22 protein-coding genes are annotated in these 25,265 nt (G+C 36.0%); 2 read left to right on the forward strand and 20 right to left on the reverse strand.

From position 1 onward, the window contains the following. Window positions 1–117 precede the first annotated feature (117 nt). The 14 genes from P6936_RS07780 to P6936_RS07845 form a co-directional block, all read right to left on the reverse strand. Window positions 118–1,512 (reverse strand): MFS transporter, encoded by a 1,395-nt coding sequence (locus P6936_RS07780; protein WP_060928984.1) that lies wholly within the window; start codon window positions 1,510–1,512, stop codon window positions 118–120. 14 nt (window positions 1,513–1,526) lie between these two features. Beyond that, window positions 1,527–2,609, reverse strand: a complete 1,083-nt coding sequence (locus P6936_RS07785) for a Gfo/Idh/MocA family protein (RefSeq protein WP_082743071.1) — start codon at window positions 2,607–2,609, stop codon at window positions 1,527–1,529. Then, window positions 2,609–3,463: a sugar phosphate isomerase/epimerase family protein gene (locus tag P6936_RS07790; protein ID WP_276881308.1), complete on the reverse strand. Its 855-nt coding sequence runs from the start codon at window positions 3,461–3,463 to the stop codon at window positions 2,609–2,611. The genes P6936_RS07785 and P6936_RS07790 overlap by 1 nt, the downstream gene beginning before the upstream one ends. Continuing rightward, window positions 3,456–4,481: a Gfo/Idh/MocA family protein gene (locus P6936_RS07795; RefSeq protein WP_276881309.1), complete on the reverse strand. Its 1,026-nt coding sequence runs from the start codon at window positions 4,479–4,481 to the stop codon at window positions 3,456–3,458. The genes P6936_RS07790 and P6936_RS07795 overlap by 8 nt, the downstream gene beginning before the upstream one ends. A gap of 5 nt (window positions 4,482–4,486) precedes the next feature. Further along, window positions 4,487–5,656: a Gfo/Idh/MocA family protein gene (locus tag P6936_RS07800; RefSeq protein ID WP_276881310.1), complete on the reverse strand. Its 1,170-nt coding sequence runs from the start codon at window positions 5,654–5,656 to the stop codon at window positions 4,487–4,489. 105 nt (window positions 5,657–5,761) lie between these two features. Continuing rightward, window positions 5,762–6,787, reverse strand: a complete 1,026-nt coding sequence (locus P6936_RS07805) for a sugar kinase (protein WP_276881311.1) — start codon at window positions 6,785–6,787, stop codon at window positions 5,762–5,764. After that, entirely contained in the window at window positions 6,787–7,413 is a 627-nt protein-coding gene (locus P6936_RS07810; RefSeq protein ID WP_004836691.1) for a bifunctional 2-keto-4-hydroxyglutarate aldolase/2-keto-3-deoxy-6-phosphogluconate aldolase, read from the reverse strand. The genes P6936_RS07805 and P6936_RS07810 overlap by 1 nt, the downstream gene beginning before the upstream one ends. A gap of 17 nt (window positions 7,414–7,430) precedes the next feature. Further along, on the reverse strand, window positions 7,431–8,828 hold the full coding sequence (gene uxaC, locus P6936_RS07815; protein ID WP_276881312.1) for a glucuronate isomerase: 1,398 nt from the start codon (window positions 8,826–8,828) through the stop codon (window positions 7,431–7,433). A gap of 141 nt (window positions 8,829–8,969) precedes the next feature. Further along, a complete protein-coding gene (gene uxuA / locus P6936_RS07820) occupies window positions 8,970–10,040 on the reverse strand; it encodes a mannonate dehydratase (RefSeq protein WP_276864774.1) in 1,071 nt (356 codons plus the stop codon). A 17-nt stretch (window positions 10,041–10,057) separates the two neighbouring features. Further along, window positions 10,058–11,638: a mannitol dehydrogenase family protein gene (locus P6936_RS07825; protein WP_276881313.1), complete on the reverse strand. Its 1,581-nt coding sequence runs from the start codon at window positions 11,636–11,638 to the stop codon at window positions 10,058–10,060. 295 nt (window positions 11,639–11,933) lie between these two features. Next, complete coding sequence (locus tag P6936_RS07830; protein WP_276881314.1) at window positions 11,934–13,589, reverse strand: glycoside hydrolase family 13 protein; 1,656 nt, start codon at window positions 13,587–13,589, stop codon at window positions 11,934–11,936. A gap of 121 nt (window positions 13,590–13,710) precedes the next feature. Beyond that, entirely contained in the window at window positions 13,711–14,163 is a 453-nt protein-coding gene (locus P6936_RS07835; protein WP_276862852.1) for a hypothetical protein, read from the reverse strand. Then, window positions 14,164–14,955 (reverse strand): DUF3100 domain-containing protein, encoded by a 792-nt coding sequence (locus P6936_RS07840; RefSeq protein ID WP_004836685.1) that lies wholly within the window; start codon window positions 14,953–14,955, stop codon window positions 14,164–14,166. It abuts the gene before it with no gap. Continuing rightward, window positions 14,948–16,141: a M20 metallopeptidase family protein gene (locus P6936_RS07845; protein WP_276881315.1), complete on the reverse strand. Its 1,194-nt coding sequence runs from the start codon at window positions 16,139–16,141 to the stop codon at window positions 14,948–14,950. Before P6936_RS07845 ends, P6936_RS07840 begins: the two co-directional genes overlap by 8 nt. Before the next feature lie 137 nt (window positions 16,142–16,278). On the opposite strand from P6936_RS07845, the gene P6936_RS07850 reads away from it, so the two are divergent. Then, window positions 16,279–17,484 (forward strand): transcriptional regulator, encoded by a 1,206-nt coding sequence (locus P6936_RS07850; protein ID WP_276881317.1) that lies wholly within the window; start codon window positions 16,279–16,281, stop codon window positions 17,482–17,484. 228 nt (window positions 17,485–17,712) lie between these two features. On the opposite strand, the gene larA is transcribed toward P6936_RS07850, so the two are convergent. The 6 genes from larA to P6936_RS07880 all read right to left on the reverse strand — a co-directional run bounded on the left by larA (window position 17,713) and on the right by P6936_RS07880 (window position 23,829). Further along, window positions 17,713–18,987: a nickel-dependent lactate racemase gene (larA, locus tag P6936_RS07855; RefSeq protein WP_276881318.1), complete on the reverse strand. Its 1,275-nt coding sequence runs from the start codon at window positions 18,985–18,987 to the stop codon at window positions 17,713–17,715. A gap of 99 nt (window positions 18,988–19,086) precedes the next feature. Continuing rightward, a complete protein-coding gene (locus tag P6936_RS07860) occupies window positions 19,087–19,644 on the reverse strand; it encodes a chromate transporter (RefSeq protein WP_276881319.1) in 558 nt (185 codons plus the stop codon). Continuing rightward, window positions 19,634–20,200 carry a chromate transporter gene (locus tag P6936_RS07865; RefSeq protein WP_276881320.1) on the reverse strand — a complete coding sequence of 189 codons (567 nt, stop codon included), beginning with the start codon at window positions 20,198–20,200 and terminating at the stop codon, window positions 19,634–19,636. The genes P6936_RS07860 and P6936_RS07865 overlap by 11 nt, the downstream gene beginning before the upstream one ends. Window positions 20,201–20,526: 326 nt before the next feature. Further along, complete coding sequence (gene tkt, locus P6936_RS07870) at window positions 20,527–22,515, reverse strand: transketolase (protein WP_276881321.1); 1,989 nt, start codon at window positions 22,513–22,515, stop codon at window positions 20,527–20,529. A 125-nt stretch (window positions 22,516–22,640) separates the two neighbouring features. Continuing rightward, window positions 22,641–23,288 carry a fructose-6-phosphate aldolase gene (gene fsa / locus P6936_RS07875; RefSeq protein ID WP_276881322.1) on the reverse strand — a complete coding sequence of 216 codons (648 nt, stop codon included), beginning with the start codon at window positions 23,286–23,288 and terminating at the stop codon, window positions 22,641–22,643. Between the two features lie 187 nt (window positions 23,289–23,475). Further along, complete coding sequence (locus tag P6936_RS07880; RefSeq protein ID WP_276863000.1) at window positions 23,476–23,829, reverse strand: PTS glucitol/sorbitol transporter subunit IIA; 354 nt, start codon at window positions 23,827–23,829, stop codon at window positions 23,476–23,478. A gap of 329 nt (window positions 23,830–24,158) precedes the next feature. Between P6936_RS07880 and P6936_RS07885 the strand changes: the two genes are divergently transcribed. Then, the gene (locus tag P6936_RS07885; RefSeq protein WP_276881324.1) at window positions 24,159–25,085 is read left to right on the forward strand and encodes a sugar-binding transcriptional regulator; all 927 of its coding nucleotides are present in this window, start codon (window positions 24,159–24,161) and stop codon (window positions 25,083–25,085) included. Window positions 25,086–25,265 lie beyond the last annotated feature (180 nt).

A 25,265-nucleotide genomic window follows, 5' to 3' on the forward strand; every position in this document is an offset into this window, starting at 1 on the left:
TTCAAGATAAATTATTTTTTATTTTCTCTTGACATTTGATAGCTGGTCTAGTTTTATATTTTTACCCTAAAAAGGGTTAAAAAACCTCCAATCATTTCCAAATTGGAGGTTAGATTATTATTCTAGTTCAAGTCTCTTATTTTCTAGGTATTTATTGTTTTTCTCAACAGTCTTTCTATCAAGTGGATATATTAACAATACTACCAAGCCACCAAGGCCCAAGGCTACAGCTGGTATTAGGGTTGCTACATTGTATATTCCAACAGCAACTTCATGAGTTTGGGTTGCTGCTCCTGCAACATAGCCTACTGCTGCTACTGCAAATCCACCAAGTCCTCCAGCGAAAGCTTGACCTAGTTTTCTTGCAAATGAATAGATAGCGTAAACTTTTCCGTCATCTCTTATGCCATTTTTAATTTCTAGATCATCTATTACGTCTGTAATCATAGCCCAGGTTAGGGTGTTGAAGATTCCTAGGAAAATGTAAGCAATTACTGTTCCAGCTAAGAACATATACATATTTTCTAGTTTTAAGATGAATAGTATAAAGTAAGTAGCTGCGGCACCTATTAATCCTATACTAGATGCTTCCTTCTTACCAATATTTTGTCCAAGCTTCATTGCCATTGGAGCTGTAAATAGCATAGGCACTGTACCACAAAGACCTGCTAGAGCCATACCTGTTGTGTTTTGGAAGTAGGTTGAATAAACATAAATATTCATTGATCCAACTAAAAGCATTGCTAGTAGCAAACAAACTGATATTACTATGATTGATAGTAGAGATCTCTTGGTGATTACATTGCCAAGTCCTTGGAGGATGTTCTCTTTTTCTCCACCTGATTCTCTTTCAATATCAACTCTTTCTGTACAGAAGCTGTAGCAGATAAAGTAAGATACAATTGCGAGTATGCCGTAAATTCCTGCTACAAGAGGAAATCTTCCTTCGAGAAGAACATCTGGTTGACCTGCAACTTTTTGATAAATTAGATAAGGAGTAACAAAACCTATTACAAGACCTGCAACAGTTGCTCCTAGGGTTCTAAAGGTTGAAAGTTCTGTTCTTTGGTCAGCTTCTGGTGTGATTGCTGATGCCATTGATCCATAAGGAATGTTGATAAAGGTGTAACATAATGATCCCCATAGTATGTAGGTTGCATACATTATGATGATTTTTGTTCCCATAGGTAAATCTTTTAGTCCTGATTGGAATAATAGGAAACCTGCTATTGCTACTGGTATAGCACCCCATTTGATAAATGGTCTAAATTTACCATCCTTATTTCCTGGAAACTTATCTACGATTGTTCCCATGCCTACATCGGTGAAGGCGTCAATTATTCTTGAGATAAAAAACAATCCACCAACCATTTTTGGATCTATTCCCCATACGTTAGTGTAGAATAGCATAAGGAAACTACTTACGAGGGTAAAAGTAAAGTTATTAGCAACATCACCTGCTGCATAACCTATCTTATCTCTAATGCCAAAAGGCCTTACATTTTTCTGCATATCTTTCTCCTAATTTATTTTTTTATTACTATCGCTTCTTCTTGGCACTTTAAGCAAAGCTCTTGGGCCTTGAAGATATGCTCTTGGGTCATGGCATTTTCTGTGCCATTTATACAATCGAGTATCATCTGTCCAAAAAATGGGAAGCCTACTTTGCCATTTACTTCGAAGTGTTCTTCTCCATTTTCATCTACCAAAAATACATGGTCCCCTGTCGCCTCTGTGGCAACATTTGTATATTTTCTGACTTCTATATATCCCTTAGTTCCTGTTATAAAAGTCCTTCCATCTCCCCAACTTGAAAGACCCTTTGGCGAGAACCAATGAACCTTGTAGAAAAATGTAGCTCCATTTTCCCCAAGGATGGTCGCATCACCATAATCTTCTAGTTCTGGGGTGTCAGGATTGTCGTAGTTAGCCACCTTGCTGTGAAGGACTTTGGCATCCTTATTTCCGGTATAATAGAGGAATTGTTCGATTTGATGGCTTCCTATATCCGTAAGGATTCCACCATATTGGTCTTTTTTGAAAAACCAGTCTGGGCGACTTTCCTTATTTAGACTGTGAGGGCCAAAGCCTGTTACTTGAATAACCCTTCCTATTCTTCCTTCTTCTATGAGTTTTCCTGCAAAGATTGCTCCTTCAACATGGACTCTTTCGGAAAAATATACGAAGTACCTTCTGCCAGTTTCTTTTACGACCTTTTTTGTTTCTTCTAATTGGTCGTAAGTAGTAAAGCCGGTCTTATCGGTAAAGTAGTCCTTGCCAGCCCTCATGGCCTTATTGCCTAGGGCAGATCTTAGATTTGGAATTGCTGCTGCCGCAAGCATTTTTATCTCAGGATCCTTTAATATCTCATCGACGGATGCTACTTCCTTGGCTTCTGGAAACTTTTCTTGAAATTCTTTTATCTTTTTAGGGTCTTTATCATAGACATAAACAATTTCTGCCCCAGCCTCCTTTAGTCCATTGCACATACCATAGATATGACCATGATCAAGGGCTCCAACTCCTACTTTAAACTCACCAGGACCTACGACCTTGTTGGCCTTGCCTTGTGGAGCATAGTTCATCCCATCTTTTTTATTAATTGTCATTAGAATAAATCTCCATAGCCATTAGCGACTAGCCAATCATAAGAAATTTTAAGTTCATTGAAGGGATCTCTGCCATAAGACATGTCTTGTTCAACTAATAGATACCTACAGCCTGACTTTATAGCTTGGTCAGCACATTCTTTAAGTGGAAGGGATCCTTGTCCCAATGGTGCAAATCTTGCCCTATTATCGAAAGCTTGTCTAAAGGCTTTTTGATCAGTTTGCATAAGCTTTAGATCATCCATAGTTAGTGGCAAAACTTCGTAGTCTTTTAGGTGGACTAATTCTACTTTGCCTGCATATTTTTTTAGGATATTTACAGGATTTTCTCCACCCTTTTGTATCCAGTGAACGTCAAGCTCGAAGCCGAGTTCTGGGGCGTTTTCTGCTATTATATCGAGGAGATATTTGCCATCATATTTTACAAATTCTATGTGGTGGTTGTGGTAGTAGAGTTTTATACCATCTTTTTTTAATTTGAGGGCATATTCATTTGCCTTTTTTGCAAATTCTATAGCCTTATCAAGATTTGCCATCTTATCAAATGGAAGTATGCCGATTCTTAAAAGGTCTGTGTCAACTGCCTTACAATCCCCTACAATCTTGTCATAGTCAGTTTCAAGGCTTTCTTGACCAGGAAACATTGGCTCGAGGGCAGCAGACATAGCAGCTACTTCCATATCAAAGTCCTTGCAAGCTTTTATTATTTGGTCTATGTTTTCCTTAGTCGTTTCCACTTGAGATACTTCTACGGACTTGTAACCTATATCTGAAAGTCTTTTGAAGGTTTCATAAGGCCCAAGTTCTTTGAAAGAATCCACTACTGTGGAAGCTTGTACTCCTATTTTAGTCATTAATAATCTCCTCTTTTTTGATTTCTCTATTTTCCTTAGATGAATTGATTATAGCTTGGATTATTTCCATTGTTTCCATAGCGGAAGCCAAATCACAATAATCATCTGTGTCATCAATTATAGCTTTATAAAATTTATTGATTAATTTCTCGTGACCTGCTCCATAATAATCCTTAGTAGCATCACTCTTATCATCTTCTGCTAAACATTCTAGGGCTTTGTTGTAAAGCCTATTGTCTTTTATAGTGTATTTTTCCCTCTTGCTTATTACTTGTAATTCTATTGAGTCAGTGATTGAATAAGCATTAGTCGCCATGAAGAATCCATTTACCCCATCTTCATATTCGATGAAGGCTGTGGCTGTATCTTCTACCTCAATATCCTTATTCATAAGCTTGGTCATAGTTGCTGTAAGGCTTTTCCAATCTTTTCCTGTAACAAAGGCCATAAGGTCTAGGGTGTGGATAGCTTGGTTGATTATAACTCCAGCTCCCGCTTCTTTTATCTTTCCTCGCCAAGCTGCCTGTTTATAATAATCCATCCCCCTGTACCAAGTTACTAAGCCCTTTACTCCAAAGACTTCTTCCTTATTTTCTTCCAATAGTTCTTTGAGTTTTTGGACTGTCTTGTTGTATCTATTTTGAAAACAGATACCAAGCTTTTGCCTATCCTTGTAGGTCTGATAGAAATCGTAGAGGTCTATGGTTTTTTCATAGCTTACATCAACTGGCTTTTCGCAAAAAACGTGGAGGCCCTTTGCTAAGGCGTATTTTGCTACTTCTGTGTGAAGATGATGAGGTAGACAGATATGAACTACATCTAAGTCCTCCTTATCAATCATTTCTTTATAGTTAGCATAATAAGTATTGCTTTCACAATGAGTCATCTCGCATTTATCTTTAGCCCTATTACTATCTATATCACACACAGCTACAAGGTCTGCATAAGGTGAATTATTTATGGAAAGTAAGTGGATAGGGGAAACTGTTCCGAGTCCTATTATTCCAACTTTTAGCATAATTCCTACTTTCTTTCTTCGAATTTTCCTTCTTCTCTTATTTTTTCATTTAGAAGTTTTAGGTAAAGATCATCGTCAAAGTCTTTTACAGAAACAGGCTTGCCTAACCAGCTTGAAAGGTGAACTGCATTTGCAAGTCTTACTCCATTGATTCCTTCAGCTCCGTTGGCAAGAAGCTCTTCACCATCGAGTATGTGGGCAGCAAAATTTCTTAAAACTTCACAGTGTTGGCCACCCCAAACAGAGTTTTCTTCAATAACTTCTGTTTCAAAGAGGTCATCAAATTTCATTTGTCCTGCAAAAAGCATCCTTACATCGTCAATCGTCATCCTAGCATTGAGGTCGTTTTCTGTTTCTTTGAGCCTATAAATTGTAGCTTTCTTGGAATCATCAACTACAATCTTTCCACCATCACATACGATTTCTAGTCTATCAGTTCCGATTATCTCGTTAGTGCCAGTTACGAATACTCCAGTCCTTCCATCATCATATTCCATAAGGAAGTGAACTTGATCATCTACTACTATGTCTCTTTGGTAACCAAATTGTACGCTTGAGTAAACCCTATCAGGAGCACCTGTCATCCATTGGATAAGGTCAAGTTGATGAGGGGCTTGGTTTACTAAAACTCCTCCACCTTCTCCTCCCCAAGTAGCTCTCCAGTCAGATTGTCTATAATAGGCATCTGGTCTCCACCAGGTTGTGATAATCCAGTTGGTTCTTCTGATTGTGCCAAGTTCTCCTGAGTCTAGGATTTTTTTAAGTTTTCTATAAAGGGGATTAGTTCTTTGATTAAAGAATAGGGCGTAGGCCTTGTCAGATTTTTTGGCAACTTCGTTTAGTTCTTTTACTTGTTTAGTATAAACTCCAGCTGGCTTTTCATTAAGTACATTTACCCCATGAGTTAGGCCATAGATTGCCATTTCTGGGTGGAGGTAGTGAGGTACGCAGGTTACGATACCTTCAACTTCTCCGCCATCTACCATTTCTTTGTAAGATTCATAAAGCTTAGCCTTTGGAAAAACTTTTTTTGCTAGGTCTAATTTTTGGGAATCTATGTCACAAACTGCAGTAACTTCTACATTTTCAACCATCCCTTCAGATATGAATTTTCCATACATGGAGCCTTCTGTTCCATAACCAATAATTCCTAATTTTAATTTTCTATCGTTCACTTTAGCCTCCTAAATTTATTCATCGCTTATCGCTAATCGTTTTCCAGTTTGTTAAAAAATAATCTTCAGGAAGGGAGCGAACCCTCCCTGAAGATTTTGCATTTACTATCTTTGAACCCTGCCTGAAGCATCTCCTCCAACTAGGTTTTCTACTTCATCTCTTGACACGTGGTTGAAGTCTCCCTTGATTGTATGTTTTAGGGCACTTGCTGCAACACCAAAGTCTAGGGCATCTGCTGGGCTTTTGCCATCAAGTAGACCTGTAATTAGGCCTGCTGCAAAGCTATCTCCTCCACCTACTCTGTCTACGATTCTTAGGTCGTATTTTGGTGCTTTGTGGAAGTCTTTGCCATCATAGATTAGGGCTGACCAACCATTATCAGATGCTGAGTATGATTCTCTTAGGCTTGATGCTATCATATCAAAACCGAATTCTTCCTTCATTTGTTTGAAGATTTCATGGTAGCCTTCTACGTCAAGTTTACCACTTGTTACGTCTAGTCCTTTTGGTGTAAAGCCTAGGCAAAGAGATGCATCTTCTTCGTTTCCTATACATACGTCAACGTATTGCATCAAATCTTTCATTACTGCTTGAGCTTCTTCTGGACTCCAAAGTTTTGCCCTGTAGTTTAGGTCGATTGAGATTTTTGCTCCAGCTTTTTTAGCTGCTTGCATAGCTCTCTTAGTAATTTCTGCTCCAGCTTTTGATATGGCAGGTGTTATTCCTGATGTGTGAAACCACGCTGCGCCCTTGAAGATTTCGTCAAAGTCAAATTCGTCTGCTTTAGCTTCTGCTATGGCGGAGTTACTTCTGTCATAGATTACCTTGGATGGTCTTGCTGATGCTCCTGTTTCTGAGTAATAGATTCCTACTCTTTCCCCTCCACGTACGATGTAGTTTGTGTTTACTCCGTATCTTCTTAGGGCGTTTACTGCTGCTTGGCCTATTTCGTGTTTTGGAAGTTTTGTTACATAGTAGGCATCGAAACCATAGTTTGCAAGAGATACTGCTACATTTGCTTCTCCTCCTCCATAGATTGCATCGAAGCTTTCTGCTTGAACAAATCTTTCATATCCCGGTGTGGATAGTCTTAACATGATTTCGCCTAGGGTTACAACTTTTTTACTCATTATTTTCTTACCTCCGCAATTTTTGCTAAATATTCTTTTGCTTTTTTGGTGATTTCTTCTCTACTTCCTTTTACTAGGTTTGAGCCTGCTCCTACTGCTACTACTCCTGCCTTGAACCATTCTTCAAGGTTATCTAGGCTAACGCCACCTGTTGGCATGATTTGGAAGTGTGGGTATGGTCCATGGATTGCTTTTACATATGATGGGCCTGTTAGAGAACCTGGGAAGAGTTTTATGATGTCTACTCCGTATTTGTAGGCTTCTAGCATTTCTGCTGGTGTTACACAGCCTGGCATATATGGAATGTTGTAGATGTTACACATTTTTGCTACTTCTTTGTCAAATGATGGGCTTACTACGAATTTTGCTCCATTCATTATTGCAAGTCTTGCTGTTGTTGGGTCTAGAACTGTTCCTGCTCCAAGTAGGGTGTCAGCTGGCAGTTCCTTTTGGATTCTTTGGAATACTTCTATTGCGTTTGGTATGGTGAAGGTTACTTCTAGGGTGTTGATTCCTCCATCAATTAGGCCCTTGCAGAATTCTATTGCTTGGTCTGCTGATTCTGCTCTTACTACTGGTACGATTCCTAGTTCTAATACCTTGCTTATTGTTTTTACTTTGCTCATATTTCCTTCTTTCTTTTTTATAAATCTATCTTAATGTATTTTGTTGCGTTGTTAAAACAAATATCTTCGATTACCTTGCCGAGGAATTTCTCATCAGCTGGGTATTCTCCCTTTTCTACTAAATCTCCTATGAAATTGCAGAGGATTCTTCTGAAATATTCGTGTCTTGGATATGATAGGAAGCTTCTTGAATCTGTAAGCATGCCTATGAACTTCGAAAGAACTCCAACACTTGAGAATACCTTTAATTGCTCAATCATTCCATCCTTGTGATCAAGGTGCCACCAAGCTGTTCCGAGTTGAATATTTTGCATATTATCAGGATTTGCCCTATTGAAGGAGCCGCCTATGGTTGCAATTGGAAAATGGTCTTTTGGATTTAGTGGGAAGATTACAGTTCTTGGAAGTCCGTCATTTTCTTCAAAGTCTGAAAGAAGATTTGCAAGATTTTCTGCAAAATTCAAGTCGTTTTGGCTATCTCCTCCAACATCAGCTCCAAGCTTTTCGAATAGGACTTTAGAATTGTTTCTTATAACTCCAACGTGGATTTCCATAGCCCAGTCTAGTTTCTTGTATTGGCTAGCTAAGAAGATTATAAGCTCTGTCTTGTAGGCTTCCTCTTCTTCTAAACTTATAGGATTGCCAGCAAGTTTCTTTTCGACAATTTTATTTAGACTCTCTTCATCCAATCTTCTGTAAGGAATATATTTGAAGGCTTGATCACTTGCCTTTGCACCATGTTTATCGAAGAAATCAATTCTAGCCTTGAGGGCTTTTTTTACATCTTCGAAGTTTTTGATTGAAAGGCCGCTAGCCTTGGCTAGGTCAGCAATGTATGAAGCATAGCTTTCTTTTTCGATATAGATGGCATTGTCAGGCCTAAAGGCTGGAAGAACTTTTACCTTAAAGTTATCTTTGGCAATAAGCTCATGGTATTTCAAATCATCAATAGGATCATTTGTTGTACACACTGCAGCTACCTTGCTCATTTCTATAAGACCCCTTGGTCTAAATTCATCCTTTGCCAAAATTTCGTTACACTTATCAAAAATCTCTCTAGCATTTTCCTTATTTAGACATTCTTCTATGCCAAAGAAGTTTTTAAGTTCTAGGTGAGTCCAATGATAGATTGGGTTACCGATTAGGTTTGGCATTACTTCTGCGTATTTTTCAAACTTCTCAAAGTCTGTTGCGTCACCCGTAATATATTTCTCATCCACTCCACAAGCTCTCATCATCCTCCACTTGTAATGGTCTCCTCCAAGCCAAGCTTCAGTTATTGATGGGATGTTCTTATTCTCATAGATTTCCTTGGCTTCAAGGTGGCAGTGAAAGTCAAAGATTGGCATTTTCGCTGCATAAGTATGGTAGAGTTTCTTGCCAAAATCATTATGAAGCATAAAATCTTCTGTCATGAATTTCATCCTTATTTCTTCCTTTCATATTTTAAATTTACTTAATATTTTTATCCAAAGTATCTTCCTTTATTAGGAGAGGGCGATTGCTCACCCCCTCCTATCGAGGATATGTTCGTAGTAAACTGTGTACTTTAATTTCTATTTATTTGCCTTGTCGATTGCTTCCCAAAGTCCGTTTAGGTAAGCTACTCCAAGGGCTCTATCGTAAAGGCCGTAGCCTGCTCTTCCCTCTTCGCCCCAAATCATTCTTCCGTGGTCTGGTCTTAGATAACCGTCAAATCCGTTATCATAAAGGGCTTTCATTATAGCATACATATCTAGTGAACCGCATTTTGATAAGTGGGCTGATTCATAGAATTGTTTATCGCCTGTAAACTTGATATTTCTTGCGTGGATTGCTCCAACCTTGCCTCTTTTTGTAAAGTCAGCAATTATATCTGCTACGTTATTTTCCACTCTTGATCCTAGAGAACCTGTACAAATACATAGGGTATTTGATGGAGAGTCTACTAGATTTACAATTTTTTCTAGGTCTTCTGGGGTTGAAGTTATTCTTGGAATATCAAAGATTGGCCAAGCTGGATCATCTGGGTGAACTGCCATCTTGATTCCTACTTCTTCACATGTTGGAATGATGCCTTCGAGGAAGTATTTGTAGTTTTCTCTAAGCTTATCTTCATCTATATCCTTGTATTTTTCGAGAACTTCTTCTAGTTGAGATAATCTTTCTGGCTCCCAACCTGGAAGTTCAAAGTTTCCAGCTCCTTCAAGGATTTCATTTACCATATCTCTTGGGCTAAGGCCTTCTACCTTAGCTTGATCAAAGGCAAGGGTATTTGAGCCATCTGGAAGCTGTTTGTATAGGTCTGTCTTAACCCAGTCGAAAACTGGCATGAAGTTATATATTACAGTCTTTACTCCACAAGCTGCGACATTTCTTAGGGATTGTTTGTAATTTTCGATATATTTATCTCTTGTAGGAAGTCCCATCTTTATATCTTCGTGAACATTGATAGATTCAATAATCTCACACTCAAGTCCTACAGCATGGCACTTATCAACATAAGCTTGAAAGACATCCTTCTCCCACACTTCTCCTGCTTCCCACTCATTCATCATAACCATAACTCCTGTAACTCCAGGAATTTGAGCAATATATTCTAGCGATATTGGGTCGTTATTACCATAATGTCTAAAGGTCATTTTCATAAGCTTCTTCTCCTAAATTATCCTAAGTATTTCTTTAGTGTAGCTCTCACACTACCTGGGCCAGCTGACAATTCTTCAAAGTATTTAATAACTAATTCATCAAGTCCTACTTCTTTTAGGTTTACGCCGAAAATCTTTTCATTGGTCAATAATTCTTTTAAGCCATCAGTAACTTTGAACTTGCCAAGTTCAATGTCTTTAAGGCTTTCTTTTAGATAATCCATCATTGGATCATTTGAAAGTTCAAAGGCTTTTCCTTCATCATTAACTCCCAAAAGATATCTAAGCCATCCAGCTAGGGCTAGTGGGATAAATTTCAAATCCTTAACATCAAGATTTTCATCATTAACATAACCTTTTATAGTTTGACCAAATCTTACTGATATTTTTTGTGATGTATCTGTTGCGATTCTTTGTGGGGTATCTGGCATGAATTTATTTGGAAACCTTACATTAATTACTTCATCTATGAAGTCTTTTGGATTGATAATTCCCGGATTTACAACAACCTTTAGTCCCTCATCATAACCGATTTTCTTTATGAGTTTTACAAGCTCAACATCTTCCATCTCTTCTGCAATTGATGTATGGCCTAGAATGCAACCATAAGTTGCAAGAACTGTGTGAAGTGGGTTTAGACAAGTTGTAACCTTCATAGTCTCTACCTTATTTACAGTATCCCTATCTGCCATATATACTCCACCTTCTTCAAAAGCTGGTCTGCCATTTGGGAAAGTGTCTTCAATTACAAGATATTCAGCCTCTTCTGAATTTACAAAACCTGCAACATATGAACCCTTGCTAGTTACTACTGGCTCCATAGCACTAAAGCCAAGTTCTTCAACGTGTTTTTGAACCTCACTTGCAGGCCTTGGTGTAATCTTATCAATCATAGAGAGTGGGAAGGCAACCTTCTCTTCGATATATTTTATGAAAGCTTCATCCACAAAACCATTTTCTAGCCAGGTCTTTGCAATTAGCATAACTGAATTTTTAACAAGATCACCATTATGGCTTGCATTATCCATTGATAAAAGTGTAAGTGGTTTTGCATTTTCCTTAAATCTCAAATTTAGTAAAGCGGTTACAATGCTCATAAGGTGCTTTGCCTTAGCTGGTCCATTTTTAAGATCATCTGCAACAACTCCCATTAGGCTTCCATCTGAAGCATAAAGGTTGTAGCCCTTTTCAGTAATAGTAAAACTCATAAGTTCAAGATTTGGATTAAGGGCAATCTCTTTAATTCTGTCCATATCTTTGAGTGTTAAAGACTCAACCAAGTTAGCAATAAGAGTAGTATCAAAATTTCCGTCCTTATGAAGGGTAACTGATAAAGCTAAGTTGTCATAAGGCTTGTAAATTTTTTCGATAATCTCTTCATCGAATGATTCAACAACAGAAATTCCCCTATCCTCCTTGCCAGCATTAATAGCATCTTGGTTAACTCTTGCTATAAAACCTCTGAAGATATTACCTGAACCAAAGGCAAGCCATTTTGGATCCTTGATTGAATCTTCTCTTAGTTTTTTTACATCATAGTTAGGACCCTTGTCCACTACTTTTAGAATCTGAGCTAAATTTTCTAATTTTAGTTCCATAATATCCTCCATAACTTTTAAATTCATTCCTCTTATACCCTTAATAAAACAACTTATCTCTATTTTTTATAGAGAAAATTTGATTTATTTATTGTAAACGGTTACAATTTTATTCAAAAAAAATATTTACTTCGCTCTTATTTTTGTAATCGCTTACATTCTCATCTGATATAAATATAACATTTAAAAATCCTCTTGTCAACCCTTTTTTAAATTTAATTCACCTATTATTTTCAAAAGAAAAAGAAGTAAAAATCAAAGAAAATTTCCTTTGACCCTTACTCCTTATCATCTTCTATTCACAAGCAAGAATTGCGAAAGCATAAGCTTCTAGTTTCAATTTTCCTCCACTAAGTTCTGCCTTCTTATTTGAGAAGATAATTTTTTCATCTTCTACTTGCCAAACTTTTTCTTCCCTAGAGAAATTTGCAATTATCACAAGTTTCTTGTCGGCTAGTTTTCTTTGATAGGCAATAATTTCTTCATCCTCACTTTCCACAGCTATAAAATCACCATAGATTAATATATCAGCATAGGAAGAATTATTTCTTAAATTTATCATGTCTTTATAGAAACTAAATACAGAGTCTTCGTCCTCGATTTGGCTTTCAGCATTTATTTTTGGATATTCTCTCGCCATCTTTAACCAAGGCACATTATCTGAAAATCCCCCAAATCTTTCATCAGTCCAAGGGAAAGGAACTCTAGGATTATCCCTACTTCTTAGGTTAGTAAAGTTTAAAGCTTCTTTTTCGCTAAAGCCTTCTTCCAAACTCCTCTTGTAGGAATCAAGAGATTGGATATCTTGGAAGTCTTTTATATTATCCCTAGTGAAATTTTTCATACCGATTTCTTGCCCCTGGTAGATATAGGCAGTTCCCCTTAAAAAGAAGTAAATGCCCCCTAGCATCTTGATAGCGTCTATATTCTCATCATCTTCTCTTAGAATTTTTGTAGTAGCTCTTGGTTGGTCGTGATTTTCTATGAAATTCGCTGACCAGCCATATGCTTGTATTTTTTCTTGGCTGTTAAAAATAGCCTCCCTAAAATCAGCCACCTTCCATTCGACCCTCTTATACCAAGTTTCTTCTATCAAGTCGAAATTGGCAGGTATAAAATCAAAGACCATAGAAAATAAGCCATCATCACCAATATATTTTTTGTAGCTTTCATAGGAAAGTCCTGCCGTTTCACCTACTGTCATCGAGTCATTTGGCCTAAAGGTCTTATCTGATAAAATTTTAATCAAATCTTCGACGCCTTCTTGGTTTCTTCCAAACTTAATAACAGAAACCCTTCCATCTGCCCCATCAGCCTTGCCACTTTGGTAGGTCGGATCTTTTTTGATATGATTTATGGCGTCCATCCTAAAGGCAGCTATACCCTTATCTATCCAGAAATTAACTATATTTATTATCTCTTCTCTTACTTTAGGATTTTCCCAATTAAGGTCTGGTTGTTCCTTAGCAAAGGAGTGAAAATAATAGGAATCTTCACCATCGACCTTAGTCCAAGTAGAACCCCCAAAAATTGACCTCCAATTGTTTGGCTCAGTTTTTCCTTCTCTAAAAATATAATAATCCCTATAAGGGCTAGCCTTATCAGCTAGGGCCTTCCTAAACCATTCATGCTCATTAGATGTATGATTTAAGACAAGATCCATCATTATCTTGATATCCCTTTTCTTAGCCTCTCTGACAAGCTCATCAAAATCAGCCATAGTCCCAAACTCTTCGTTAATATCAAAATAATCAGAAATATCATAACCATTATCAGCCATAGGGGACTTATAAATTGGGCAAAGCCAGATCATACTTATTCCCAAAGTCGATAAATAATCGAGCTTTTCAATAATCCCCCTCAAATCACCAATCCCATCAGCATTAGAATCCTTAAAGGACCTAGGATAAATTTGATAAACAACCTCTCTCTGCCACCAATGTTTTCTCATAATAACTCCTTAGTCTTTTCTATTTTCTTCCTTTGCTCCATTATACTATTTTATATCTTATTTAAAGATTAATATTAAAAATCCGAAAGCCTGTTAAGGATTTCGGATTCTTGATAATTATTTAAAATATGCTCATGAAAAAATCACCTAATAAGGAAGATATTAAGAAAGTTCCTATTATTACAAATATAGATACTATAATTCCTCTAGCCCCAACTTTTTTAAAGGCACCCCAGTCCTTACCTATTATAATTCCTGCATAACCTAATATAGGTGTTATTATGGCATTGATACTTAAATGACCTACACTAGATACGATAAATGCAGAAACTGGAGAAATCGGACTTGCTATAAGGATGGATATTATAGATATCCATAGCACAGCTGAAACTTTTTTCAAAGGCACTACATAGGATAAAAAGTAGCCTATTAGGGTTATAAGCGATAGAACTATGATTCCTGAAAGTGAAGCACCAAGACTTTCTTCGCCAATAATGTTACATACAGTACAAGCTATGATTGTAAATAGCAGAGAAAATAATAGGGCCGGTATATCTGTTTTAAATTTTTGCATCTATTTGTCCTTTCTGAAAAAAGTGAGTTTCTTATATAAAAATTCTGTTAGCGGTAAACCTAAAAATATTCCTAAAGGTAGGGCAATCACGCTTGATATTAGATTAGAAAGGCCCGCAAAGGCAGTCATTTGTGCTTCTAAGTCTGGATAATTAGCAATTAAAGCTGATAAACCTGCTGTCATCATAGAGGCTGAACCTGCTCCAGTTCCCATGGCAGCTCCAAGAGGAGATACTATCTTTAAACTAATCGCAACAGATGATACCACGCTTAGAATGATTGGACCTAGAATAGTTCCTATAATATAGACTGCCATAACTCCCCTAAATTCTGGGGATTCAGCTCCATAAGTATCTTGGATAAGCCCAACATTTGTCTCCCTACTCAAGGCATGACACATACCTACTGATTCCCTTTTTAGCCCAAGTAGGATGGCTACAGGAAGAGCTACAATTATAGTTCCAAGATTACCAAAATTCTGAAGAACTAGAGCAAGTCCTGCTTTTCTAATAGCTTCAATTTGACCACCACTAGTTACTCCTAGTTTTGCAATCAACACTGCAAGCATTATTCCCATCATAGCATTTGCATTAGGAGCATCTTCTTTAGTCAAAATATTAGCTTTTAACATATATATACCGAAAGATATTAACATTGCCCATATCAGCGGTGAAAATACAATTTTAATACCCTTTAAATCAATAGACTTTGCACCTATTAGTACTGAAACTATTGCAATAGCTAATACAACTAAATGCATTTTTATCTCGTTTTTTCTTCCTATATTATTCATTTATAGCTCCTTTAGAAAATTCAAAGGCTGTTGCTACAAAGATAGCTACTCCCTTATAGAATAAAGATTCATCAAGATCAAACTTGGAATTGTGATTTACATAAACTTCACCGTTAGGATTTTGGGCAAGGTTTGATAGGAATAAGAAAGCTCCTGGCACTTTTTGTAGATAGAAAGCCATATCTTCTGCACCCATAACAGCTTTATCCATTTCATAAATATCATCTCCAAACATTTCGCCTACCAAACCTCTTACAAAGGAATTAAACTTAGGGTTATTATTTAAAACCGGATAAAATCTTTCATAATTTACTTCAGCATTTCCTCCGTAAGTTTTTGCTATTCCAGATGAAATTTCTTCTACTCTTTTTTCTATTGTATCTCTTACTTCCTCACTTAAAGCTCTGGCTGTTCCTACCATTTCGACTTGATCAGGGATTATGTTTTGGGTGAAACCGCCATTGATTTTACAAACAGAGACAAGACCACTATCTACTGGATTAATTTCCCTTGATATAATTTTTTGAAGACCTAAAAGAACCTCGGCAGATATAATAATAGGATCTACTGTAGCTTGAGGACTAGCTCCATGGCCTCCATGACCATTAATCTTAATGGTAAACTTATCCATTGAAGCCATCATTTCATTATCTTTAAAGCCAATTTTCCCATGAGGAATATCAGCCAGATGTCCACCATGCATACCAATTATGTAATCAACCTTAGGATTTTCAAGAACACCTTCATCTATCATAGGTTTTGCACCTCCAGGAATCTCCTCACCTGGTTGGAAGATAAACTTAACACTACCCATTAGTTTATCCTTATTCTCATTTATAATCTTTGCAGCTGTTAAAGCTACTGCCATATGGCTGTCATGTCCACAAGCGTGCATATGACCCTCAATCTCAGAAGAGAAATCTAAGCCAGTTTCTTCTTTTATTGGTAAAGCATCCATATCAGCCCTTATAGCCAAACACTTGCCTGGCTTAGCTCCTTCAATGAGCGCTGATACTCCATTACCATTTATGTACTCCTTGTAATCGATTCCAAATTCAGTAAGCCTTTCTTTTACATACTTAGATGTTCTTGGAAGGTCAAGTTCCAGTTCTGGAATCCTATGAAGATCTCTTCTAATCTTGATGCACAAGTCTTCCTTGTCTTTTGCTAATCTTTCGTAATCCATAACTTTCCTTTCTTCGTAAATTATAAAATTTACATTAATTTATCTTTTATTTGTCTTTAAAAAGACCTAAAATGATTATATACTAAGAAAACGTATTCGTCAACTAAAAAAATACAATATATGTTATAATAGAATATATGAAAATTTTACTAATCGGGACAATTGAGTCCATAAATAAGATAGAATCGATAATTAAGAATGAAAATTTTGACCTAAAAAAAATTGTTATTGATGATACTGACTCAATAACAAATATTTTAGATAGTATTCCAAATGATATAGATGGAATTTTCGCAAGTGGAATAGGTGTATTCAACAAGTTAGTTCACTCTTACGAGATTGATGTTCCTGTAACTTATGCTAAAAGAGGAGTTGTAAGTTTTAGCAAGTGTCTATTAGAAAATTATGATAAGATTAAGACTTATAGGCATCCTTCTTTTGATTGTTTAGATAAAGATACTTTGGATGGGCTAATCTATGACTATAATATAAATATAGATTCCTATGAAATAATTAGTTATGATGCAGATTATGGAGAAAATTCTTACCTTTTAAACCATATTGACCTCTATAAAAAAGGGAAAACTGATTGTGTATTTACAGCTTACGGATATAGCTATAATGTCCTAAAAAGTATTGGGATTCCAGTTTTTAGGTTAGAAGCTTGCAAGATTGATATAGAGGATGACTTTAAAGGTCTTGTTAATAAGATTAACCTTAAAACTAGTAAAGACCAGACCTTCCTAATCCACAACTTTCATATAGATGCTAAAAATTCGCATTTAAGAAAATTAATCAATGACTACGCTTCTATTTTTGAAGGTATAGTTGTAGACCAAGATGGTGAAACTTTGGTTATTTCCAACAGGGGATTTAGTTTAAATGAATTAGAAGATAGCTTAAGAGTTTTTAGGAGCAAAGATACAAACCTTAAAATCTCCCTAGCCAGTGGTAATACTATAAAAGAGGGCATAGATAATTCTATGTATGCTAAAAAATTTATTAGTTCAAGTCGACCTATAGTTCTTTATAATGGGGAAGCCATAAAGTTTATTAAAGATGGACGCAGTGATGATGTAATGGACTTAGATAAGAAGGACTTATACAGAGTTTCTGTAAATTCAGGAGTTAGTCTAGAATATATCCAAAAAATATGTCTATACACAAGTAATAAGAAAACTTCTATACTTACAAGTAGCCAAATATCAAATAGTCTACAAGTTACTAGAAGGACTGCAAATAGAATAATGAACAAGCTAGTATCTAGCGAATATGCCAAAGACCTTATGCTAAAAGATGGAAGTAAGGGTAGGCCTTCAAAGGCTATAGAAATATTATTTTAATCGCTATACTTATTTTAACGTAATTTAAAAGGGGCTGTTGCTAAATTATGAATAATCATCGTCCCATCATTAGAAGCTTCTCTTAGGAAATTTTACCTCTCCTTGCGGTGGGCATATTAGTGCCTGCCGACTGATAGAGGCATTTAGCCCGTCGGCGTTATGAGAATTTCCGTGGAGGTTCTTCTAATGATATTGGGATGATTTATTCATTCTGCAAGAGCCCTTTTTTTATCTAACTATTACTGCGATTCCATCAGGTATTACTGTTACTTTGCTGTCTTCGCCCATTAGTTCGTTTGCTTTTTCCATTGCTTCGTCTAGGGTTTTGACTGGGATGAAGTGGAAGTCTTCTAGGACTTTTTTGTCATAGTCTGATACATAGATAACAGCTTTTGCCTTTAGTAGGATTCTACAAAGTATTTGTGATTCCCATTGGTCTGGTATGGTTTCGATTTTTGGCCTGTCTAAGAAGCTCTTGTAAAGTTTTTCTACACTTCTTTCTTCTAGGAAGGCATTGTAGAAGGCATCTCCTCCTGTACCATCACCAGATTCTGAGCAAACTATTATTACTCCTCCATCTTTGATGGTAGCTTCTGCGGCAGTCATTGATTTTACTGTTTGATAGATGTTTTGGTCGAGTGGGTAGCCACCATTTGATGTTATTGCTATGTCTGCTTCTTTTCTTTCTACTCCTGCCTTATCTTTTAACCAGCTTGTTCCTGCTTCGTGGGCCTTTTCGAGATCTCCTGCTACTGCATGGATTACTTTCTTTTCAGAGTTTATTACTACGTTTACTACATAGCAAAGACCAAGGGCTCTTGCTGCTGCAACCATGTCCTTGTGGATTGGGTTGTTTTCTAGATTTCCTGTTCTGGAATATTTGCTGTCGATAAATTCTGAGTTGTGATTGTACATTACAGTTTTTCTTGAGCAACATCCAGGGAATACTGATTTTCTACCACCAGAAAAGCCCGCAAAGAAGTGTGGTTCAATGAAGCCTTCTGCTACTAGAAGGTCTGCTTCAGCAGCTATTTTATTTACAACTATATCTCCTCCTGAAGGAAGTTTTTCGTCAAGGGTTACTAGCATAGATTCTTCATCGCAGTCGTGGATGTAGATGTTTTCATTATTTACTATATCTTCGCCTAGTTTGAAAATTAATTCTTCTTTTGTTGTACCCCTATGGCAACCTGTTGCTACTAGTAAGGTGATATCTGCATTCGGATTTCCTTCTCTAATTTCTTCAAGCATTGGTGGAAGGATGTATCTGCTTGGAACTGGTCTGGTGTGATCGCTTATTAGGATTACAACCTTATTTTTTCCTACTGCTAATTCTTTAAGTTTTTTAGATTCGATAGGATTTTCCATTGCTTTCTTAACAATTGTTAGTTGATCATCTTCAGGATGATATTCTTCTAAGTGAGATGTTAGAACTCCCAAAATTCTTGAGTCATCAATTTCTGTTTCTTGGTAAGCTTTACCATATGGCAATTTAATTTTCATAAAAACTCCTTTTTTATTTGCTCTTCTTCATGAAAAGCTTTTCTTTTATTATATTGAATTACTAGGATAAATGCAAATGTTTTTCCTAATTATTTCTAGCTAGATAGCTAGGATATTTGCCAAGAGATAGATAAGACCTGAGCCTAGCATGACCTTTATTGGGTCAATATCTTTTTTAAGCATAATGATTAGGGAAAGGAGAAATAAAACTAACATCTTTAAGTCGATTTTTACAATATTAGTGGCTCCTAGACCAAAAAGGGCCGTCCTTAGTATATCAATTCCAGCTATTAGGATCATAGAAATTATGGAAGGTCTTAGAAAATATAGGACATTGGATATGGATGCTAAGTCCTTGTATTTCTTATAAAAATAAGCCAAAATTCCAACTATTATGGCAGAAGGTGTTAGGCAACCAAGAGTTGCTACAAGCCCTCCCATAAGTCCTGCCATCCTAGTTCCTACGAAGGTTGCAGAATTAATAGCTATGGGTCCCGGAGTCATTTGGCTAATGGTTATAAGGTCGTTAAATTCTGAAAGACTTAGCCAAGAGTTAAAAGTTACAACCTCCTGTTGGATAATAGGAAGGGCCGCATAGCCCCCACCAAAGGAGAAGAGTCCGATTTTGAAAAATGTTAGATATAAATTAAGAAGCATCTTTCTCCCCTTTCTTCACAAAAGAATAAATTAGGCCTATTATAATTAAAGTTAAAATTATGTAGACTATATTTATTTCAAAGAAAAATCCAGCTATAAAGCTAAGGATCATTACCAAAATCAAGCTTAGGGATTTAAGTTTTATTAAATCCCTAGTCATATCTATGACAACCTTTAATATTAGTGCAGCAACTCCAGCCTGCATCCCCTTTAGGAAGATTGCTATGTAGGCATTTGCTATAAAGGCCTTATAGAAGATAGAAATAGTAGAAATTATTACAAGAGGTGGAATAATTGTCGCAAAGATTGCTACAAGCATACCTAAAATACCGCATAGCTCGTAGCCTACTACAACCGCCGCATTTACAGCTACTGCTCCTGGAGCTGATTGGGCGATAGCTGTCATATCTAGCATGTCATCTTTTTTAATCCAGCCTAGCTTATCCACGAAAGTGTCTTTCATAAGAGAAATTATCACATAACCCCCACCAAAGGTGAAGGCAGAAAGATACAAGGTAGACTTAAAAAGCTGCCATAATTTTTTCTTTTCTTCCATATTTCCTCTTTTCTATACAAAAATAAACTGTCAATAATTACTATATTTTTTATTAAGGTCTGATAATTCTCACCATACAAAAAATCTTAATATCATAGAGCATTTATTAGATAGATTTACAAAAAGAGACCCTTGCAGGATGAATAAATCGTCACATTATCATTAAAAGGAGCCTAAAGGAATTAACAAAAACACTAACTAGCATCCTTCATAAGCTTCTAGCTACTAATATGCCTAGAAAAAAGAAGAAGTGTCTTTTCCTAAGAAAAGCTTATAATAATGGGACGATGATTATTCATAATTCTGCAACAGTCCCCTAGTAAATTTTATTTGAAAAATTTATTTTCGATTTTTTCTTTTATAGCTTCAACGCTAAAGCCGAGTTCTTCTTGAACCAAATCTCCCTTGCCAGAAATTCCGAACCTGTCTATGCCTATATTTAGTCCACAAGCTCCTGTCCATTCTGCCCAGCCAAAAGTTGTCGCCATCTCTATTGATACTTTCTTTACTCCTTTTGGAAGGACTTCCTTCTTGTAGGTCTCATCTTGGGCTCTGAAAAGTTCCATAGATGGCATTGATACTACTCTAATCTTCTTTCCTTCTTCTTCAAGAGCCTTTGCTGTATCAAGAGCTAAAGCAACTTCTGATCCTGTTGCTATTAAGATAAGGTCAGGATTTTCGCTATCCTTAATGATATAGGCACCCTTGTCAATATTATCTAAGTTTTCGGTTTCCTTTAAGTTTTTAACATTTTGACGAGTTAGGGCTATTACTACTGGGCTTGTTTTGCTTTCAAGGGCAACTTTCCAAGCAAGTCTTGTTTCATTTGCATCAGCTGGTCTTAGGACTATGGTGTTTGGTATTGCCCTAAGCATGGCAAGTTGTTCAATTGGTTCGTGGGTTGGTCCATCTTCTCCTACTGCTATTGAATCGTGGGTCATGGCATAGGTTAGAGGATGGCCTGATAGGGCTGATAGTCTTACCGCTGCTTTTAGGTAATCAGAAAATACAAAGAAGGTTGAAACATGGTGGAAGCTTCCGCCATGAGCCATAATACCATTACCTATTGCTCCCATGGCAAATTCACGAACTCCATACCAAATATTTCTGCCAGCAGGGCTTTCATCTCTAAAGGCTTCGGAGTCCTTGATATTTGTCTTATTTGATGAGAAAAGATCTGCTGATCCACCCCAGAAGTTTCTAGTGATTTTTGCTAAATCTTGGATGATTTCTCCACCAGATGCCCTAGTTGCGCTAGCCTTCATAGAAGAGTCGTATTTTCTAACTTTCTCCATGAAGTTTTCTGGGAGTTCTCTATTAATTCCTGCCATTAATTCCTTGTAGTCTTCTGGATACTTTTCCTTGTAAGATTTTAATTTTTCATCCCAAAGCTCATTTGCTTCTCTACCCTTCTTAGCAATGCCTTCACTAAAGACTTGGTAGACTTCTTCTGGAATTTCAAAATCTGCATAATTCCAACCATAAACTTTTTTTGCAGCAGCAAAATCTTCTGAACCGATTGGTGCACCATGAACCTTATTTGTACCTTCATTTACAGAGCCATAACCTATCACAGTCTTAACTTCTATTAGACTTGGAGCATTAGAATATCCCTTAGCAGTTTCTATAGCTTGGTAAATATCATCAAGATTATTTCCATCTTCTACCCTTAGATAATTCCAATTTTGTGCCTTAACCCTAGCTTCTACATTTTCAGAAAATGATGTTGTAAGGTCTCCATCTAGGCAGATTCCATTTGAATCATAAAGAACGATTAGCTTATTAAGCTTTAGATGACCCGCAAGGCTCATTGCCTCGTAGGAGACACCCTCCATAAGATCCCCATCCCCACAAAGAGCGAAGGTATAATGATCAATTATTTCTAAATCATTTTTGTTATAAAGAGCCGCCATGTGCTTTTCACAAATAGCCATGCCGACAGCTTGAGCTATACCCTGACCAAGAGGACCTGTAGTAACCTCAACTCCTTCGGTATGTCCAAACTCAGGATGGCCTGGAGTTAGAGAACCAATTTGTCTAAATTCCTTTAGATCATCCATACTAAGCTTATAGCCTGAAAGATGAAGCAAAGAATAAAGCATTGATGAACCATGACCTGCAGAAAGGATAAACCTATCCCTATCAAAAAACTTAGCATTTTTAGGATTAGCCTTTAGTATCTTGTTATACAAAACATAAGCCATTGGAGCCGCTCCCATAGGAAGACCCGGATGACCACTATTTGCTTTTTCAATCTGAGCTATAGACAAAGCTCTTATAGCATTAACTGCCAAAGTATCATTATTAGTAAACATTTAATCTCCTTTATAATTCGTTCTACCTTATACTTTACTATAAATTTCAAGTATTTTTAGATATATAAAAGGTCTTTATGGAAAATGCTTCCAATTATTATGAAAACTTCCACAACTCCAACGACCTATCTATTTTCAAAGGCCTCCCAATCTTTCTTGAATGATTCGATTCCTGCTGTGGTAAGTGGGTGGATCCAGAGTTTGTCGAAAAGCTTTCCTGGAATGGTGGCAATATGGGCCCTTGCGAGAGCTGCTTCTTCTAGGTGCTTGTTATGCCTTATACTTGCTGCAATTATTTCTGAATCATAGCCGTAGATATCTATGACTTTCCTTAAATTTTCTATTAGCTTTTTACCTGATTCGCCCATATCATCAATTCTTCCCATAAATGGAGAGATATAAGTCGCACCTGCCTTCATAGCCATAATCCCTTGGGATAGAGAAAATATTAGGGTGCAATTGGTTTTGATTCCTTCTCCGCTTAGGGTTTTGATAGCCTTAAGACCTTCCTCTGTCATAGGGATCTTAACTATGATATTATCAGCCCATTTGGAAAGCTTTCTAGCCTCTTCGACCATCTCTTCATATTCATAACTTGTAACTTCTGCAGAAACAGGTCCATCTACTATTTGGCATATTTCTTTGACAACTTCTTCGAAGTCTCTTCCTTCTTTGTTGATAATAGATGGATTGGTAGTTACTCCATCACATATACCTAGGTCGTTTATTCTTTTTATTTCGTCTACATTTGCTGTGTCTAAGAAAAATTTCATTTTTACTCCTAAGTTATTTGCTAATCTGAATATATCAATAAGTAAATATTGTATACTGATCATCTAGATATGTAATAGTATCTAGTTGAAATTTGTTGTAGGTACTATTGTATCAAATTAACAGTTATTTATTATAGGTGACAAGTAATCTTATATTTTTTAGAACATTATTATATATAATGCGGTATCAATAAATAATTTCTATCTCGTCTCCAACTTTGAATCTAGGAAATTCATCTGGTATTGCATGAACAGCCCCTGGCAAAGTTTCTATATCTTTGTTTAAATAAACTGACAAGTGTCCCAATTCGTGGAAGTTCGAATTTGCTAAATCACCTACTTCTGTAATAGTGTATTCTTTCCCTGAAATCACTAGTTTACTACCTTCTCTAAAATAGATAACATTATCATTCTTTTTAAAATCTATTATAACACTTATTTCCCTTAGCTCTGGAGGGGCTGATTGCCCAAATAACACAAATATATTCTCCGGCTCAAATTCTGGTACCATTTTACCAATTTCTAAAATCTTTAGTTTCATACTATCCTCCTTTATGTCATTATATCTCTTGTTTTATGTTTGTAAAGTTAATTTACATTTGCAAATTAAATAATGTTTTCCTATTGAAATCACTATACTACTTCTAGATAATTATATAAAAATAGTAAAAAATAAAAGTAGTTATCTATAAAATCTCTTATTATATTTATACAGCATTGTTCCAGTACCTATTTATTACTCTATTTATTTTAAAAAACTTTAAATACTATGATAAATGATATAAAATATATTTGAACTCAAATTATTGAAATTCTAATATATATCTGTTAGAATTTAAATAAAGTATATTTTAAAATTGGAAGGACGTTATGATAAATAGAGTTGATATGTTAGTTAAGGTTGCTAGTATGTTCTATGAAGAAAATATGACACAAACCGAAATTTCTAAGGAATTAAATTTGTCTAGACCTACAATTGCAAGCATGTTAAATGAGGCTAAAGAAAAAGGTATTGTAAAGATATCTATCGTAAAACTGGGATCTAATACACACAATCTAGCAAAAAAAATAGAAAAAAAATTTAATTTAAAACGAGTGATGATATCTCCAGAAGATACAGATAATGCAAAACATGATATTGGAGTCTTGTGCGCAGAGTACATAGAGAGTAGAAGCGATGAGAAAATTAAAATAGGACTAGGATTTGGTACCACATTGTTCGAATACATTAAAAATAGCAATTATATTCCTACTAATTTCAAACAAATAGTTCCTCTTATTGGAGGTGTTGAAATGGATAATGAGGCTTTACATTGCAATTATCTTTGTTTTGCTCTTTCAAGAAAATATCATACGTCCGTAAAATTTTTTTATTCACCGGTTAAGGCAGAAGACATAAATGAAAAAAATATGTTAATGGATTCAAGATTAGTAGTACAATCTTTAAAAAATGCGAGGGAAGTTGACCTAGCAATCGTAGGAGTTGGTAATCCTTTGAAAAATTCGACATATAGAAGGCTCAAATATATAACTAAAGAAGACAACGAAATTCTAAAACAAAAAAAAGCTGTAGGAGATATTGTTACGACCTTCTATGATATTAATGCCGATGAAATAGAAACCCCTTTGACCCAAAAGTTCATAGGCCTTAATATTGGAGATCTTAAAAAAATAAATGAAATTGTTGCTCTTGCTTCAGGGGAAGAGAAGTATGAATCTATATTAGCTTTACTAAACGCAAAAATAATAGATACTCTTATTATTGATTACGAATTGGCTAACTTACTTAACGAATAAATCAACTATTAGTATACAACTGATAATATCAATTCTATGAGATTGTTAATTCTAATTTGAATTTATTTAATTCTTATAGAAAAGGTAGTTTTAACATTTTATTTATAAGTATAAAATCAACTTCTTTTAGTCAAGTCCATAATATTGTGTAAAATTTACTAGTACAATATTTACTATTTC

The organism is Anaerococcus tetradius (genome assembly GCF_947087635.1).
Lineage (GTDB): Bacteria > Bacillota > Clostridia > Tissierellales > Peptoniphilaceae > Anaerococcus > Anaerococcus tetradius.